The following is a 17,802-nucleotide window of genomic DNA, read 5'->3' as shown; positions in this document are numbered from 1 at the left end:
AGATAATGTAAAAAAACAACTGAGAATTAATTTTCCCAGTTGCTTCTTTTTATAGATTTTACATTTCTTGCTTAGTTTGTAGCTTAACTAACTCAGCATATCTCCCATCTTGTTTAACAAGTTCATCATGAGTTCCTCGTTCTACTACTTGACCTTGGTCGAGTACAAGAATTAGGTCTGCATGTTGGATTGTTGAAAGTCTGTGGGCGATAGCAATAGTTGTACGATCCTTCTGAATTACTTCTAAGGCATCTTGGATTAGGTGTTCACTTTCAGTATCTATATGTGAAGTTGCTTCGTCCAAGATTAGAATTTTCGGATTATGCGCAATTGTTCTTGCAAATGAAATAAGTTGTTTTTCACCTGCAGAGAATCCATTTCCACCTTCACGCACAATTGTCTTATATCCATCAGGTAATTTTTCAATAAATTTATCAGCACCGACAAATTTTGCGGCACGCTTGATATCCTCATCTGTTAAAGTTTCATCGTACATACGAATGTTGAAATTAATATCACCGTAGAAAAGATATGGTTCTTGAAGAACGAGTCCCATCTCACGGCGTAGATTCTTCATTTCAATATCGCGAATAGGTTGGTCATCTAGTAAAATTTCTCCACTATCAAATTCGTAAAAACGCATCAGCGCATTGATAGTTGAGCTTTTTCCAGAACCAGTGTGCCCCACAAGGGCAATAGTTTGACCGGGTTGAGCTACAAAAGTCAGGTCTTTAAGTATAGTATTTTTTCCATCATAAGAAAAATTAAGATTTTTAAATTCAATTTTTCCTTTTGTTATTTTTCCATCAGCATTAGCATTTTGCTCAGGTGCATATTCGTCTTCAGCAAAAAGTTTTTTCACTCTATATGCTGAGACTGTGGCATCTTGTAATGTTGACATACTACCTGTCAAATTACGTAGTGGATGGAAGATATTACCTAAGTAGTTTACAAAGGCATAAACTGTACCACCAACTATGACATTTGAAACAGAGAGTTCACCAAGTAAATATAGTGTTAGTGCTAGTGAAAATCCATAAACTAAGTCTACTAGTACGTCTAGCCAGGCGTCTGCCTTAATCATGCGGTAACGTGAATCATAATATTCACTATTAATTTTTTGGAACTCACTTGATAAACGTGCTTCCTGGTTGAAATCTTGGATTACGGCAATTCCTGCAACACTTTCAGCAATTTTTGCATTTAAACTAGATAGTTTTGAACGCATTGTTTTGTATACTGCTGTAGAGAATTTTTGATAAACACCTATTATTAAAGTGATGGCAGGTATTATTATTAGCAACCAGTTAGTAACGTGGGCATTACTCATGTACATTCCGATATAAGCACCAATAATTAATGTTATGGCGCTTAGTAATTGGAATATGAAGAACCAAAAATCCCAAAATGTACTAGTATCATTCATTGTCCGAGTTACAAGAGAACCTGCAGGTGTTTGATCAAAGAATCTCATTCCAAGACTGTGTAATTTGTCAAATAATCTTACTCGAATATCTGAAAGAGCGATAAATGCTCCTTGTGATATGAAGTAATTTTGAATGAAATTAAAAACTGCTAAAATCATGCGCCAAAAAGTAAAAATTAATGCGAATACAACTAACTGATTAAAGACAGTTGTGTCATCTGAAAGCTGATTATTCATGAAATTAGCTAGAAGTCGTGTGGTGTAAGTCATTAATACCGTCCCACCAAGCATTCCAAATAGAGCAGCTAATATATAATATTTAGCAGGTTTAGCTGTTTTAATGAGCCAACCCATTAAGCTTAGTTGTTCTTTAATACTTATGCTTTGAGACCAAACGGAGTTATTTTTTTCTTCATTCATGCTTGACCTCCTTGTTGTTCATTATAGATTTTAGCGTACCAGTCAGGCTTAGAAATTAATTCTTCATGTGTCCCTCTTTCAGTGACTTGTCCATTTTGCATGACAATGATTTCGCTTGAATTGGCAACTGAAGATAGCCTGTGAGCTAAAATAATAGTTGTTTTGTTTTTTCTTTCCTTGGCTAAAGTTGCAAGGATTGTTTTTTCTGTTTTGGCATCAACAGCAGACAAGGCATCATCTAGAATTAATATTTCTGGATTAATTAAGATTGCACGCGCGATTGCAAGACGTTGTCTTTGCCCACCTGATAAGGAAATTCCTTGTTCGCCAACCTCTGTTTCATAACCGTTAGGCATGTTTAGAATATCATTGTGTAAATCTGCTTTAATTGCTGCTTGCTTAATCTCTTCCATACTAGCATCAGTTTTTGCGAATGCAATATTTTGAGCAATAGATTGAGAGAAGAGGAAGTTTTCTTGAGGTACATAACCTATTGATTTACGATAGTTGGCAAGTTGATAATCTCGAATATCAGTATCCCCAACTTTGATGCTCCCCTTATATGAGTCAAATTGACGCATGATCAATTTAATTAAAGTTGTTTTACCTGAACCAACTGGTCCAACGATTCCCAAACTTTCACCCTCATCTAAGTGGACATGAACATTTTCAAGAGAACTTGATTCATGCTCTACTTCATCGGGATAGTGAAAAGAATCAACATCAATTCTCAAGTTTCCTTGTACAGGACTTGTAATACCATTCGGACTGATATGACTTTCTTGATTAAGAACCTCTTGAATACGATCATAAGAAGTATTTCCACGTTCAAGTACATTAAATACTTGTCCAAGGGCAAACATTGGCCATACTAAAAGACTTAGATATCCTGAAAAGGCTACAAGTTCTCCGATGGTCATGCTCTTATCAAGAACAGCTACACCACCAATAGTGATTAAGGCAACATAAGAAATTGTCATAACAATCGTTGCCAGTGGATCAAACATCGAATCAATTTTTGATAGATATTTGTTAACAACTATTGATTCGTCAACTTGAACTTTAAAGTCCTGTAAATCAGCATCTTCTTGACCTAAAGTTTTAATAACCTTGATGCCTCGAAGTGATTCCTGTGTTTTATTACTTAGTTTGTCAAATGCTTCCTGACTTTGTCCGAAAGCGTCTTTAATTTTTGGTATTAATATTGATACTCCATATGCAAGGAGTGGTAGTGGAAGAATAGCTAGAATTGTTAACTTAAGACTTGAGTTGATAATCATTGAGCTGACTGCTAATATCATCATTACACTTGAATCTACTGCCATCAAAATCCCGCCACTTGCGACACGTTGAACAGCTGATAAATCATTAGAAGCAAGTCCAATTAATTCACCCGTTCTATGGGTCTGATAGAATGGTGCATCCATTATCATATAGTGGTTGAACAGTTTTTGTCTTAGATCTTTTTCAAGCCTTGCAGCACCACGTCTTAGAAAAATTTGCCAAAAAAAACGGCCGATGTTCATTATAAGAACAACAGCCACAAGTGAGCCAACGGCTCGAAGCAGTCCGGACGTGGTCAGATGGTTTCCGACAATAAGGTCCGTTGTTTTTCCTATAATATAAGGTAGAAATACTTCCATTACGTCTGTGAGCAACAGAAAAAATAGTCCAAAAATATAGACAGTTTTATTTTCTTTGAAAAACCAAGTTAATTTTTTAAATACGCTCATTGTAAGTATCTCCTTTCTTCTTTTCTGTAATATAAAATTTTGATTTAGATTGTTCAAATAACAAAAATTTTTCCTGAACAATTTTAAGTTAATTGCTGAATGACTAGGTGGATTCGTCTGTTTAATCAATTTACATAAATCAAAACATCTATAACATAACAATTTTATAAATAAAAAGCAAGCGATTATAAAAGAATTATAAAAATATTTTTTAAAATGTTCGCTATTTACTAAAAATTCAAAGGTTTTAAAGAAAAAGCAGCTCAAACGAGTTAAGTGTTTTTTAATAAAATATGAAATATGCTATAATTATATAGCTAGTTACTATAGTAAAGAGAAACAAGGGGGTCATATGGCTCAAGATAAAATAGTTATACACGGTGCGCGTGCGCACAATCTAAAAAATATAGATGTTGAAATTCCCAGAGATAAAATGGTGGTTGTAACAGGACTTTCTGGTTCTGGAAAATCAAGTTTAGCGTTTGATACAATCTATGCTGAAGGTCAAAGACGTTACGTAGAAAGTCTTTCTGCATATGCTAGACAATTTTTAGGAAATATGGATAAACCTGATGTTGATAGTATTGATGGATTAAGTCCAGCAATTTCTATTGATCAGAAAACAACCAGTAAAAATCCGCGTTCGACAGTAGGAACAGTGACAGAAATTAACGACTACTTAAGATTGCTTTATGCAAGAGTTGGTATTCCCATGTGTCCAAATGGACACGGTCCAATTACTGCACAGTCTCCTGAACAGATTGTTGATAGTGTTTTAGAGTTACCTGAACGTTCAAGGCTTCAAATTCTAGCTCCAGTTGTTAGAGATAAAAAGGGACAACATAAAAAAACTTTTGAGAAGATTCAAAAAGATGGATATGTTCGTGTACGTGTTGATGGAGAAATCTATGATATTGATGCAGTACCAGAACTTGAAAAAAATAAAAAACACAAGATTGATATCGTTGTAGATAGAATAGTATTAAAAGAAGGTATAAGAAGTCGTCTTTTTGATTCAATCGAAAATGCTTTGAGATTGGCTGAAGGTTATGTAGTTGTTGATACGATGAATGGAAGCGAGCTCTTATTTAGTGAACACTATGCCTGTCCAGTTTGTGGCTTTACAGTTCCAGAACTTGAGCCTAGATTATTTTCATTTAATGCACCATTTGGTAGCTGTCCTGAGTGTGATGGACTTGGAATCAAACTTGAGGTCGACTTAGATCTAGTAATTCCTGATCCAAGCAAAACTTTAAATGAAGGTGCAATAGCGCCATGGAATCCTATATCATCAAATTATTATCCTCAGATGCTTGAACAAGCTATGACTGAGTTTAATATTGATATGGATACACCATTTGAAAAATTAACTGATGAAGAAAAAGATATTATCCTTTATGGTTCAAAAGGTCGCTTATTCCACTTCCATTATAAAAATGACTTTGGTGGAGTGCGTGATATTGATGTTCCCTTTGAAGGTGTAGCAAATAATATTGCTCGTAGATATCACGAAACAAATAGTGATTTTACTCGTGAACAAATGAAGACATATATGACAGAACTTACTTGTGTGGCATGTAATGGTTATCGTTTGAATCCACAAGCCTTATCAGTAAAAGTTAATGAAAAGCATATAGGGGAAGTTTCTAATCTAGCTATCGCTGATCATCTTGAATTTATTAATAGCTTAATTCTGACAGAAAATGAAGAGAAGATTGCTCGTCCGATTGTCAAAGAAATTTCTGATAGACTTTCTTTTCTTAATAATGTCGGCCTTGACTACTTAACACTTTCAAGAAGTTCAGGTACTTTATCAGGTGGTGAAAGCCAACGTATTAGACTTGCTACACAAATTGGTTCAAACCTAAGTGGTGTCTTATATGTTCTTGATGAACCCTCAATCGGTCTCCATCAAAGAGATAATGATAGACTTATTGAAAGTCTCCAAAAAATGCGTGATTTAGGCAATACTCTAATAGTTGTTGAGCATGATGAAGATACAATGATGGCAGCTGACTATTTAATTGATGTTGGTCCTGGTGCAGGTGAATTAGGTGGACAAATTGTTGCTGCTGGTACTCCAAAGCAAGTTGCTAGAAATAGTAAATCAATTACAGGACAATATCTATCTGGGAAGAAAAAAATCCCACTTCCAGAAACAAGAAGACCAATTGATAAAGATCGAATGGTTAAAGTTACAGGTGCTACTGAAAACAATCTGAAAAATCTTGATGTTGACTTTCCTTTAGGGGTAATGACAGCTGTTACTGGTGTATCAGGCTCAGGTAAATCAACACTTGTAAATCAAATTCTTAAAAAGGCTTTGGCACAAAAATTAAATGGTAATTCGGAAAAACCAGGTAAATATAAAAAGATTTCTGGTTATGAAGATATTGAGCGTTTAATTGATATTGACCAAAGTCCAATTGGACGTACTCCAAGATCAAATCCAGCAACTTATACGAGTGTATTTGATGATATTCGTGATTTATTTGCCCAAACTAATGAAGCCAAAATTCGTGGTTATAAAAAAGGACGTTTTTCATTCAATGTTAAGGGTGGGCGTTGCGAAAATTGTAAGGGCGATGGTATAATAAAAATCGAAATGCACTTCTTACCTGATGTTTATGTAGCATGTGAAGTGTGCCACGGTCGTCGTTACAACAGTGAAACACTTGAAGTTCGCTATAAGGAAAAAAATATTTCAGAGATTCTTGATATGAGAGTATCTGATGCCTTGGAATTCTTTAAACATATTCCAAAGATTGAACGCAAGCTACAAACAATTGTTGACGTTGGATTAGGCTATGTGACTTTAGGTCAACCAGCTACTACCTTATCAGGTGGTGAGGCACAACGTATGAAATTAGCTAGTGAGCTTCAAAAACGTTCAACAGGTAAGAGCTTCTATATTTTGGACGAACCTACAACAGGTCTCCATACAGAAGATATTGCTCGACTTCTTAAAGTTTTAGATCGTTTGGTTGATGCAGGAAATACAATTGTGGTTATTGAACATAACCTTGATGTTATCAAGACTGCAGATCATATTATCGATTTAGGACCAGAAGGTGGAGCAGGTGGTGGTCAGTTAATTGCTACTGGCACACCAGAAGAAATAGCTAAAGTTAAAAAGAGTTATACTGGACAATATCTGAAAGGAAAATTAGAAAATGACAAATGAAAATATTAAAGAAATTTTAGACGAAGAGTTAGCAGAAAAAGGAACAAGTAATCTTCCAGGAGATTTAGATTTTGAAGGTGTTACTGATCTTCCAGAAGATGAAGAACTTCTTCAAGAACAATTACTTGAAAAAGGTACAACAAATTTACCTGGTGACTTAGACCCGAATGATGAATTAATTCATGGTACAACAAACATTGGTGGTGATGTTGAAGAAGAACCAGAAAATCACATTGACCGTGGAACTACAAATATTCCAACAGCGCCACATGAAGATGAAGATACAATTGAAGGCCATGAAGAAAAAGGGCGTACAACAAACGTTCCTGAAATCGTTGAAGAAGAGGAATCATGTTCTTGTCAATGTTCATGCGGAAGTGATGAAGATAAGACTAAGGAAGACTAAAATTCAATGGAAAGAATTGAAAAATTACGTAATTTAATGAAAGAGGATTCGGTAGAATCCCTTTTAATTACCAACTTAAATAATATTTTTTATCTTACTGGATTTTGGGGAACTTCAGCTACGGTTCTCGTTACAGAAAATGAGCAATATTTTATCACAGATGCAAGATATACACTCATTGCAAAAGAAACTGTTAAAAACTTCAAAATTATCGAAAGTCATCAACCGTTAGTTGAAGTGGATAACATCCTAAAATCTGAAAATATATCCTATCTTCAGTTTGAAGGGGAAGTCTCTTTTGCTTTTTATCAAAATCTAAAGAACACTTTATCAGTTGATTTAAAAGCTTCTTCTAATTTAGTGGAGAAACTTAGAATCATAAAAGATAATTCAGAAATCAAGCTTATTGAAAAAGCTTGTAGTATTTCTGACCAAGCGTTCATTGATGTTCTGGACTTCATTAAAGTTGGAATTTCTGAACTTGATGTAGCAAATTTTCTGGACTTTAGAATGCGTGAGCTTGGAGCATCTGGAATTTCTTTTGAAACAATCGTTGCAAGTGGAAATCGCTCCAGTATGCCTCACGGAGTGGCAAGTGATAAACTTTTAGAGTTGGGTGATACTATTACTCTTGATTTTGGTTGCTACTACAATCATTACGTAAGTGATATGACTAGAACTGTTTTCTTAGGTCAACCAGAAGATAAAATGATAGAGATTTACAATACCGTTCTTGAGAGCAATAATACACTTATAAATCAGACGAAAGCTGGCCTTTTATATAAGGACTATGACGGTATCGCGCGTGATGTCATCGAGCAAGCAGGTTACGGGGACTATTTTACTCATGGTATAGGTCATGGAATTGGTATCGATATTCACGAAGATCCTTTCTTTGGTAAAACTTCCGAGGAAAAACTTCAAGTTGGAATGGTAATAACAGATGAACCTGGTATCTATGTGGATGATTTGGGTGGCGTAAGAATTGAAGATGATTTAGTAGTCTTGGATAATGGATGTAAAATTATTACTAAAGCACCGAAAGAGCTTATAATTATTTAATATAGTTTGAGGATTATTGATTTAAGAGATACTGTTTATAAAAAAAGTGTCAATTCCCTTAAATTGTGTTAAAATGGTAAAGAAATTAAGATTAGGAGATTTTTAATAAAATGGTAGCAGCAAATGAATTAAAAGCAGGTATGACTTTTGAAATGGATGGAAAATTACTTCGAGTTCTTGAAGCAAGTCACCATAAACCTGGTAAAGGTAATACAATCATGCGTATGAAACTTCGTGATGTACGTAGTGGCTCAACAGTTGACACTTCTTTTAGACCAGAAGAAAAATTCGAACAAGCAATTATCGAAACTCGTCCAGCACAATACTTATATCAAATGGATGATACTGCATTCTTCATGGATACTGAGTCATATGACCAATATGAAATTCCAGTTGTTCAAGTAGCAGAAGAATTAAAATATGTTCTTGAAAATGAAGAAATTAAAATTCAATTTTACGGAACTGAAGTTATCGGTCTTACATTACCAACAACAGTTGTTCTTACAGTTGCTGAAACTCAACCATCTATTAAAGGTGCAACAGTTACTGGTTCAGGTAAACCTGCAACAATGGAAACTGGTCTTGTAGTTAACGTTCCAGATTTCATCGAAGCTGGTGAAAAATTAGAAATTAATACTCAAACTGGTGCTTATTTAAAACGTGCTAACTAGTATTTTGAGTACTTTCTATAATTAAGAAAGGATGATTATGAAAGATGTACAAGTTGAAAACTTGGGAGCTGTAGTTATTTCTCCACGAGTTATCGAAACAATTGTTAGTATTACAACATCTAATATTGACGGTCTTTATTCTTTAAGAAATAAAAGTTTTTCTGATTTTCTTGGAAAGAATTCAGAAGGTCGTGGTGTATACATTAGCCAAGACGAAGATGGTTTAGTAGATGTTGACGTATATGTATTCTTATCATTTGGTGTTAATGTACCTTCAGTTGCAATGAATATTCAAAAGGAAATTAAAGAAGCTGTCTTTAATATGACTGGAATTGAAATCAACGACGTTAATGTGCATGTTTCTGGTATCGTACCAGCAAAAACTCCAAAACCTAAGCATACAGATTTATTTGATGGAGGAGATTTTCTAGATGCCGAGTAAAAAGATGAGTCAGCATGAGATTCGTATGAGTGCTGTTCAAGCTCTTTATTCTCTAGAACTTCAAGATGAAGCTACAGTAACGGATGCAATGGATTTTGTACTTTCTTATGATGAATTTCCTGAAGAGAGTCCTGCTTATTTGGAAACACTAATTAGAGGTGTTCAAATAAACAAGGAAAAACTTGATGAAAATTTAGCAAAGTATATTAAGAATCCATGGAGCCTTGATCGTTTAACTAATATTGACCGTGTAATTTTAAGACTTGGTGCTTATGAGATTTTAGAGACAGAAACACCAAATGTTGTGGCGGTTAATGAAGCAATTGAATTAGCAAAAAATTTCAATGACGAAAAATCAGCAAAATTTATAAATGGTGTATTAACCAATTTAGTATAGGAAAAAGACGGTTTATATCGTCTTTTTTTGTTATAATGAGGTTAGTATATTAGATGATTACTTGCCATTCAAAAGTAATTATAGGAAAAATAAGGAGGAATTATGAACTCATTAGATTTAGTAATAGTAACTGGAATGAGTGGTGCAGGGAAAACTGTCGCTATTCAATCCTTTGAAGATATGGGCTACTTCACAATTGATAATATGCCACCAAACCTAATTGAAAAATTTGTTTCACTTTTAATCAATGCAGATAATGGAAGTATTGATAAGGTAGCTATGGTAGTTGACATGAGAGCTAGAACATTCTTCGATGAACTTCAAGAAGTTATTAATGATTTAAGCGATATGCATGGAGTGAAATTCAGCCTACTTTTCCTTGATGCAAAAGATCCTGAACTTGTTGCTCGTTATAAAGAAACAAGACGCAGCCACCCGCTAGCAGCTGATGGACGTGTCATGGATGGTATAACAAAAGAAAGAGAGCTACTTGCTCCACTTAAATCGTTCTCTCAAAATGTAGTTGATACAACAGACTTAACTCCAAGAAATTTACGTGCACGAATAATTAACGATTTTTCCGAAGGAAATAGTCAACAATTTAGAATTGAAGTAATGAGTTTTGGCTTTAAATACGGTTTACCACTTGATGCAGACTTAGTATTTGATGTACGCTTTTTACCTAATCCCCACTATGTACCTGAATTAAGAAATAAAAATGGTATGGATAAGGAGGTGTATGATTACGTGATGGATGCACCAGAATCTGAGGAATTCTATCAAAATCTTAAAAATTTATTGTTACCTATTGTGCCAGGTTATGAAAAAGAAGGTAAGTCAGTTCTTACTATCGCTATTGGATGCACTGGTGGTCAACATAGGTCTGTTGCCTTTGCAGAGAGAATTGGTAAAACTTTACAAGAGGACAATTGGAAAGTTAATATTGTACACCGAGACAAAGATAGAAGAAAAGAGACGGTTAACCGCTCATGAGAAAAAGAAAGATTGTAGTAGTTGGGGGAGGGACAGGGATTCCTGTTATCCTTAAAAGTTTAAGAAAAGAAAATGTTGATTTAACTGCAATTGTAACGGTTGCAGATGACGGTGGTTCAAGTGGTGAAATTAGAAATGCTATTAATATTGCGCCTCCTGGTGATTTGAGAAATGTTTTAGTTGCTATGAGTGATATGCCAAGATTTTATGAGAAAGTTTTCCAATATCGTTTTGATAAAGATGATGGTGCTTTAGCTGGACATCCTTTGGGTAACTTGATTATTGCTGGTATTAGTGAAATGCAAGGTTCTACTTATGACGCTATTCAACTTCTGTCTAAATTTTTACATGTGGAAGGTAATGTATATCCGTCAAGTGAGAGTGCGCTGACACTTCAAGCTATTTTTGAAGATGGCCATGAAGTGACTGGCGAAAGCAATATTGCTGATTACGATGGAAATTTGAGATTTGTATATGTTTATAATACTCATGATGGCTCAATGGCTAAGGCAAGTCGTAAGGTTGTAAAAGCAATAATGGAGGCAGATACTATCGTCATGGGTCCAGGTAGCCTGTTTACAAGTATTCTACCTAACCTTGTGATTCCAGAGATTAGTAAGGCAATTTTAAATACAGAAGCTCAAATTGTTTATGTATGTAATATCATGACACAACGTGGGGAAACTGAACATTTCTCAGATGCAGATCATGTCCATGTTCTGCATGAGCATCTTGGAAGGAACTTTGTAGATACTGTTTTAGTAAATATTGAAAATGTACCGCATGAATATATGAATACACATAAATTTGATGAGTACCTTGTTCAAGTTGAACACGATTTCAAAGGGCTGCAGGCAGAAGGTTGCAAGATAATTTCATCAAATTTCCTTAAATTAGAAAATGGTGGTGCCTTCCATAATGGAGAGGCAGTTGCTGAAGAAATTCTTAATATTAGCGAAAGAAGATTATCATGAGTTTTTCTGCTGAAGTCAAGAAAGAATTGACATCGCTAGATGATAATTCGACTGTACTTATGGCTTTGATTAGAATGAATGGTTCACTTGGTATTTCACGAGGCTTAACTCTTTCTATCACAACAGAAAATGCAACAACAGCAAGATACATATATACTCTTTTGTTGAAAATTTATAATATAAAATCAGAGATTAGAACCCAGCAAAAGACTAATCTATCGAAGAATCGTATTTATACAGTTTATATTGATGACCGAGTAAATAATCTTTTAGATGAATTAGATTTGGCTGATGGTTTGCTCTTGGATAATGGAGTGCCAGCATCAGTTAAATATGATGAAAAAAAGAGTATTTATTATTTAAGGGGTGCCTTTCTTTCAAGTGGTAATGTTAGTGACCCAGAATCTGGAAAATATCATTTGGAACTTTCTTCTGTCTATCAAGATCATGCACAGGATTTAAAAGATATTCTTGAAAACTTAGGATTTAATGCCAAGATTATTGAACGAAAAAACAGGTACGTGCTTTATATAGCAAGTGCGGAACAAATTATGGATTTTCTTACAATAATCGGTGCTATGAATGCAAGGCTTAAATATGAAAATGCGAAAATTTTTAAGGAAATGCGAAATCAAGCTAATCGAATTGCTAATTTTGAAACGGCAAATTTGGGGAAAACAGTCAATGCATCTTATGATATGATTGAAAAAATCAATATATTAGATCAAAAATTAGGACTAGAAAATTTACCAGAAAACCTATTCGAAGTTGCAAGGATTCGCTTAGAAAATCCTGATTTAACTATTAAAGAGCTAGGAGAAGCTATGACTCCTCCGCTAGGGAAAAGTGGTGTCAATCACCGATTAAGGAAACTTAGTCAGATGGCTGAAGTATATTTAGAAGAAAAATAATTAAGTGGAAATGGGAATAGTATCCTATTTCCATTTTTGTTAGTGCATTAAAATAAATATACTTATAGGCATATCTTATATTCAAAGAATCATTGAAAAAATGTTATAGAAAAACACACAAAAACATAAAAAATGAACGTTTTTGATTGACTTTGAACGTTTTTGATGTAAAATAATCTTGTAACCGATTTCTAAAAGGGGAAGATATGCTTGCAAATGATCGAAAAAAGATAATTCTAGCAGAACTACACAGTAAGGGAAGTGTTACAATTGATGATTTGTGCGATTTAACTGATGCTTCAGTATCCACACTAAGACGGGATCTCAATGAACTTGAAGAATTAGGAAGACTTATTCGTGTTCACGGAGGAGCGGAACCAATTTCAAGTATTCCGAAAGAACCAAGTATTTATGAAAAAAACTCCATAAACGTTCGTGAGAAATTAGAGATTGCAAATATTGCAGTTACTAAAGTAAATGAAGGAGATGTTATTTTTCTAGATGCTGGGACTACTACCGGAATGATGATTGAAGGACTACTTGGATTAGAAAAATCATTTACAGTTGTAACAAATAGCGCTACCCATGCTTCAAAATTAATTAGCGATAAAATTACGGTTTATATTATCGGGGGGATAATAAAAAAATTAACTGATGCAGTTGTAGGGTCATATGCTATTCAACAAATAAGTCAGTTTAACTTCACAAAGGCTTTTATAGGTGCTAATGCAATTAGTGCTGGGAATATCTCAACACCTGATATTGAGGAAGCTAATATAAAGCGTACAGCCTGTGAGCAATCAGCACAAACCTATATTTTAGCTGATAAAAGTAAGTTTAACCAAGTAAGTTTTGTAACTTTTGCAAAAATTGCTGATGTTGAAATAATAACAAATACAAATAAGGAGTAACTTTTTATTTGATAATTATCAAATATTGAAGCTACAGAAAAGGAGAAAATATGATTTATAGTGTAACCTTGAATCCTTCAATTGACTATATAGTTCGTTTGCCTGAAGTTGTAGTCGGTGAGGTTAACCGTATGACTAGTGACGATAAATATGCTGGGGGTAAAGGAATTAACGTAAGCCGAGTGCTTTCTAGATTACATTACGATTCAACAGCATTAGGATTTATCGGTGGATTTACGGGTGATTTTATTACTAAAAAGCTTACAGAAGAACGAATTTCAACTAACTTCGTAGCAGTTGATCAAGATACTCGTATTAATGTAAAAATTAAGGCAGATCAAGAAACGGAAATTAATGGACAAGGTCCAGAAATTACAGAAGGTCAATTAAATGACTTTCTTAAAATTCTTGAAAAATTAACTGCTGACGATACAGTTGTTTTTGCGGGGAGTGCACCTGCATCTCTTGGAAACAAGGTCTATAAAAAATTAATTTCTACAGTTCGTGCCACTGGAGCACAAGTGGTTTGTGATTTTGAAGGACAAACATTACTTGATTCATTGGAATACAATCCATTACTTGTTAAACCTAATAATCATGAGCTTGGAGCCATTTTTGGTGTTAAATTTAAAACAACAGAAGAAATTATTCCTTACGCACAAAAAGTTTTGGAAATGGGTGCACAAAATGTAATTATTTCTATGGCTGGCGATGGGGCTTTGTTAGTTAATAATGAAGGAAGTTACTTTGCAAAACCAATTATAGGAAAAGTTAAAAACTCAGTTGGTGCAGGTGACTCAATGGTAGCCGGATTTACTGGTAAGTTTGAAGAAACTAAAAATTCAGTTGAAGCATTTGCTCTTGGAGTAGCATGTGGTACAGCAACAGCCTTTTCAGATGACTTAGCAAGTGCAGAATTTATTAAAGAAACTTTGGATAAAGTAGAAATTACAAAACTTTAATTAATAAATTTCTGAAATAAAGAAAAAAGTTAAAAAATATTGAAATATTTACATTAAAGCTATTAAAAGGAGAAAAAATGGAAATTACAGATTTACTTGTAAAAAATGCCATGATTATGGATATGCAAGCAACTGATAAGTTGGGTGCAATTGATGAGATGGTTGACAAACTTTATGAAACTGGTCGAATCACTGACAAAGTTCTTTTTAAAGAAGGAATTCTTAATCGTGAGGCGCAAACTTCAACTGGTCTTGGTGATGGAGTAGCAATGCCCCACGCTAAAAATGAAGCAGTTAAAGAAGCAACAATCTTATTTGCTAAATCAAACAAAGGTGTTGATTATGAAGCTCTTGACGGTCAGCCAGTATACTTATTCTTCATGATTGCAGCACCTGCTGGAGCGAATGATACTCACTTAGCAGCACTTGCAAGTCTTTCAAAATATCTGATGCAAGATGGTTTTATTGCTAAAGTACGTGAAACTAAAACTCCTGATGATGTGATTGCTTTATTTTCAAGCGAAGAAAAAGAAGAAAATAAAGAAGAAGCTAAAATTGAATCAACAGTAAAAGATACTGGGAAATTTGTTGTAGCAGTAACTGCCTGTACAACTGGTATTGCACATACATATATGGCAGAAGAAGCTTTGAAGAAAAAAGCAGCCGAAATGGGTGTTGGCATCAAAGTTGAAACAAATGGAGCAAGTGGTGTTGGTAACAAGTTAACAGCTGAAGATATCGCTAAAGCTGACGGTGTTATTGTAGCTGCTGATAAAGCAGTTGAAATGGATCGATTTGATGGAAAACATTTAATTAGTCGCCCCGTAAAAGATGGTATTCGTGAACCAGAAAATCTAATTACAATGGCTACTGATGATTCGCTTCCTATCTATCATGGTAGTGGAGATGCATCGGGTGCTGGTGCAAGTGATGAAAAACTAAGTTTAGGTAAAGCATTTTACAAGCACTTAATGAGTGGTGTATCAGCAATGCTTCCATTTACAATCGGTGGTGGTATCGCTATTGCAATTGCCTTCTTGATTGATAACGCTATGGGAGTTCCAACAGATCAACTTGCTAATCTTGGTTCATATAATGAATTAGCAAGTATGTTTAAGAATATTGGTGGTGCAGCTTTTGGGTTTATGCTTCCAGTATTAGCAGGATATATTGCTTATTCAATTGCTGAAAAGCCAGGTCTTGTAGCAGGTTTTGTAGCAGGTGCAATGGCGAGTAATGGACTTGCACTTGGGAAAGTACCATTTGCCAAAGGCGGAGATGCAACATTAAACCTTGCTGGAGTTCCATCAGGATTTCTTGGTGCATTAGTTGGTGGTTTTCTTGCTGGTGGAGTAATCATCTTACTTAAGAAAATTTTAGTAGGTCTTCCAAGATCACTTGATGGTCTAAAATCAATCCTTCTTTACCCAGTATTTGGAGTAATTATTACAGGATTTTTAATGCTTCTTGTAAATATTCCGATGAGCGGAATCAATGAAGGACTTAACAACTTCCTATCAAGTTTAAGTGGTTCATCAGCGATCCTTATGGGAGCACTAGTTGGTGGAATGATGGCAGTGGACATGGGTGGTCCAGTTAATAAGGCAGCCTATGTATTTGGTACAGGAACATTAGCAGCAACAGTAACAAGCGGTGGTAGTGAAGTAATGGCAGCAGTTATGGCTGGTGGTATGGTTCCTCCTCTTGCAGTATTCGTTGCAACTCTATTATTTAAAGATAAATTTACTAAAGAAGAACGTGAATCAGGTCTTACAAACATTGTAATGGGACTTTCATTCATTACAGAAGGAGCTATTCCGTTTGGAGCAGCTGACCCAACACGTGCTATTCCTTCATTCGTTGCAGGTTCAGCATTAGCAGGAGCATTAGTTGGTCTTTCAGGAATTAAATTAATGGCGCCACACGGAGGAATCTTCGTAATTGCTCTTACAAGTAATCCATTCCTTTATCTACTTTATGTAGCAATCGGAGCAGTTGTTGGTGGAATTTTATTTGGTTTCTTACGTAAAGCAAAATAACAATTAAAATTAACGAGGGATTTATTTCCTTCGTTTTTTATTTTTTCTCTGAAAAATTTTTTATAAGTAAAAATATTAATTTAAATATTGTGAAAAATATTTCTTAAACAGCTTAAATCTGTTGAAACTGTTTGGTATTACAGTTCTGTTACAGTTCTGATTTTTACTATGAATTAAGTGTTATAATGAATTTATCTTATTTGAGATCAGCCAAAAAAATTTTTGGATAATAAAAGAATATTTTTTTCTAAGGAGATTAACATGCAGGAGCGTGGTTTATTAATTGTCTTTTCAGGTCCTTCGGGAGTTGGTAAAGGTACAGTTCGTAAAGAAATTTTTGAAGGACATGGTCATGATTTTGATTACTCAGTTTCAATGACAACACGTCCACAACGTCCAGGTGAAGTTGACGGAGTAGATTATTTTTTCAGAACACGTGAAGAGTTCGAAGAAATGATTAAAAATGGTCAAATGTTAGAATATGCTGAGTATGTGGGTAACTATTATGGAACTCCCCTTACTTATGTTAATGAAACACTTGACTCTGGTAAAGATGTATTTCTTGAAATTGAAGTTCAAGGAGCTTTACAAGTTAAGGAGAAAGTTCCCGATGGAGTATTTATCTTCCTAACACCACCAGATCTTGATGAGTTACGTGATAGAATCGTAGGTCGCGGAACAGATTCAATTGACGTCATTGATCAACGTATGGAAAAAGCTCGTGAAGAAATCAAATTAATGAGTGAATATGATTATGCTGTCGTTAATGATGAAGTATCTAAAGCAGCTCAAAGAGTTAAAAAAATTGTTGAAGCAGAACATTTCCGTGTTGACCGTGTAATCGGTAAATACCGTGCAATGATAGACTAATAAGGGATAAAAGAGGAGAATATATTATGATGTTAAAACCGTCAATTGACAAACTTTTGGATAGAGTAGATTCTAAATACTCACTAGTAATTCTTGAAAGCAAACGTGCTCATGAATTAAACGAAGGTGAAACTTCAACAATGGGATTTAAATCTGTAAAACCAACTCTTCAAGCACTTGAAGAAATTGAAGCAGGTACTGTTACAATTCACCCATTCCCTGAAGAAAAACGTGAAGAAAAACTTCGTGCCATTCAAGAAGAGAAAGAACGTCAAGAAGAAGAAGAAAGAAAAATTAAAGAACGTATTGCAAAAGAGCAGGAAACTGAAACAGCTAAATAAGTTCTAAGATATATAGAATGAGATTGGGTATCGTTTCCCAATCTCTAATTTTATTTAAGG

The 17,802-nt window shown here is 34.6% G+C and carries 15 protein-coding genes and 2 pseudogenes; 15 read left to right on the top strand and 2 right to left on the bottom strand.

What is annotated here, in order from left to right; translation table 11 throughout:
- Positions 1-58: 58 nt before the first annotated feature.
- Together BG262_RS06980 and BG262_RS06975 are read right to left on the bottom strand one after the other, a co-directional pair.
- Positions 59-1,846, bottom strand: a complete 1,788-nt coding sequence (locus BG262_RS06980; RefSeq protein WP_070788175.1) for an ABC transporter ATP-binding protein — start codon at positions 1,844-1,846, stop codon at positions 59-61.
- Positions 1,843-3,579: an ABC transporter ATP-binding protein gene (locus tag BG262_RS06975; protein ID WP_070788174.1), complete on the bottom strand. Its 1,737-nt coding sequence runs from the start codon at positions 3,577-3,579 to the stop codon at positions 1,843-1,845. The genes BG262_RS06980 and BG262_RS06975 overlap by 4 nt, the downstream gene beginning before the upstream one ends.
- 352 nt (positions 3,580-3,931) lie before the next feature.
- Between BG262_RS06975 and uvrA the strand changes: the two genes are divergently transcribed.
- The 15 genes and pseudogenes from uvrA to rpoZ all read left to right on the top strand — a co-directional run bounded on the left by uvrA (position 3,932) and on the right by rpoZ (position 17,742).
- Positions 3,932-6,763 carry an excinuclease ABC subunit UvrA gene (gene uvrA, locus BG262_RS06970; protein ID WP_070788173.1) on the top strand — a complete coding sequence of 944 codons (2,832 nt, stop codon included), beginning with the start codon at positions 3,932-3,934 and terminating at the stop codon, positions 6,761-6,763.
- Entirely contained in the window at positions 6,753-7,169 is a 417-nt protein-coding gene (locus BG262_RS06965; RefSeq protein ID WP_070788172.1) for a hypothetical protein, read from the top strand. Before uvrA ends, BG262_RS06965 begins: the two co-directional genes overlap by 11 nt.
- Before the next feature lie 6 nt (positions 7,170-7,175).
- Positions 7,176-8,231, top strand: coding sequence for a M24 family metallopeptidase (locus tag BG262_RS06960; RefSeq protein WP_070788171.1), 1,056 nt, complete (start codon positions 7,176-7,178; stop codon positions 8,229-8,231).
- Positions 8,232-8,341: 110 nt separating this feature from the next.
- Entirely contained in the window at positions 8,342-8,902 is a 561-nt protein-coding gene (gene efp / locus BG262_RS06955) for an elongation factor P (protein ID WP_070788170.1), read from the top strand.
- A gap of 31 nt (positions 8,903-8,933) precedes the next feature.
- Positions 8,934-9,344: an Asp23/Gls24 family envelope stress response protein gene (locus BG262_RS06950; protein WP_070788169.1), complete on the top strand. Its 411-nt coding sequence runs from the start codon at positions 8,934-8,936 to the stop codon at positions 9,342-9,344.
- On the top strand, positions 9,334-9,741 hold the full coding sequence (gene nusB, locus BG262_RS06945; RefSeq protein ID WP_070788168.1) for a transcription antitermination factor NusB: 408 nt from the start codon (positions 9,334-9,336) through the stop codon (positions 9,739-9,741). The genes BG262_RS06950 and nusB overlap by 11 nt, the downstream gene beginning before the upstream one ends.
- Before the next feature lie 99 nt (positions 9,742-9,840).
- A complete protein-coding gene (rapZ, locus tag BG262_RS06940; RefSeq protein WP_070788167.1) occupies positions 9,841-10,734 on the top strand; it encodes an RNase adapter RapZ in 894 nt (297 codons plus the stop codon).
- Positions 10,731-11,708 (top strand): YvcK family protein, encoded by a 978-nt coding sequence (locus BG262_RS06935; RefSeq protein ID WP_070788166.1) that lies wholly within the window; start codon positions 10,731-10,733, stop codon positions 11,706-11,708. Before rapZ ends, BG262_RS06935 begins: the two co-directional genes overlap by 4 nt.
- Entirely contained in the window at positions 11,705-12,619 is a 915-nt protein-coding gene (gene whiA / locus BG262_RS06930; RefSeq protein ID WP_070788165.1) for a DNA-binding protein WhiA, read from the top strand. Before BG262_RS06935 ends, whiA begins: the two co-directional genes overlap by 4 nt.
- A 206-nt stretch (positions 12,620-12,825) precedes the next feature.
- Complete coding sequence (locus BG262_RS06925) at positions 12,826-13,530, top strand: DeoR/GlpR family DNA-binding transcription regulator (RefSeq protein WP_070788164.1); 705 nt, start codon at positions 12,826-12,828, stop codon at positions 13,528-13,530.
- A gap of 50 nt (positions 13,531-13,580) precedes the next feature.
- Positions 13,581-14,492, top strand: coding sequence for a 1-phosphofructokinase (gene pfkB, locus BG262_RS06920; RefSeq protein ID WP_070788163.1), 912 nt, complete (start codon positions 13,581-13,583; stop codon positions 14,490-14,492).
- Between the two features lie 77 nt (positions 14,493-14,569).
- A pseudogene (locus BG262_RS11075) lies at positions 14,570-15,014 on the top strand (PTS sugar transporter subunit IIA); the annotation flags it as partial.
- 65 nt (positions 15,015-15,079) lie between these two features.
- Positions 15,080-16,531, top strand: a pseudogene (locus BG262_RS06915) (PTS fructose transporter subunit IIC); the annotation flags it as partial.
- A 261-nt stretch (positions 16,532-16,792) separates the two neighbouring features.
- Positions 16,793-17,401, top strand: a complete 609-nt coding sequence (gene gmk, locus BG262_RS06910; RefSeq protein ID WP_070788161.1) for a guanylate kinase — start codon at positions 16,793-16,795, stop codon at positions 17,399-17,401.
- Between the two features lie 26 nt (positions 17,402-17,427).
- A complete protein-coding gene (gene rpoZ, locus BG262_RS06905; RefSeq protein WP_070788160.1) occupies positions 17,428-17,742 on the top strand; it encodes a DNA-directed RNA polymerase subunit omega in 315 nt (104 codons plus the stop codon).
- Positions 17,743-17,802 lie beyond the last annotated feature (60 nt).

The sequence above is a fragment of the Floricoccus penangensis genome, assembly GCF_001832885.1.
GTDB classification, from domain to species: domain Bacteria; phylum Bacillota; class Bacilli; order Lactobacillales; family Streptococcaceae; genus Floricoccus; species Floricoccus penangensis.
This window is presented reverse-complemented; position numbering and strand designations above follow the sequence as displayed.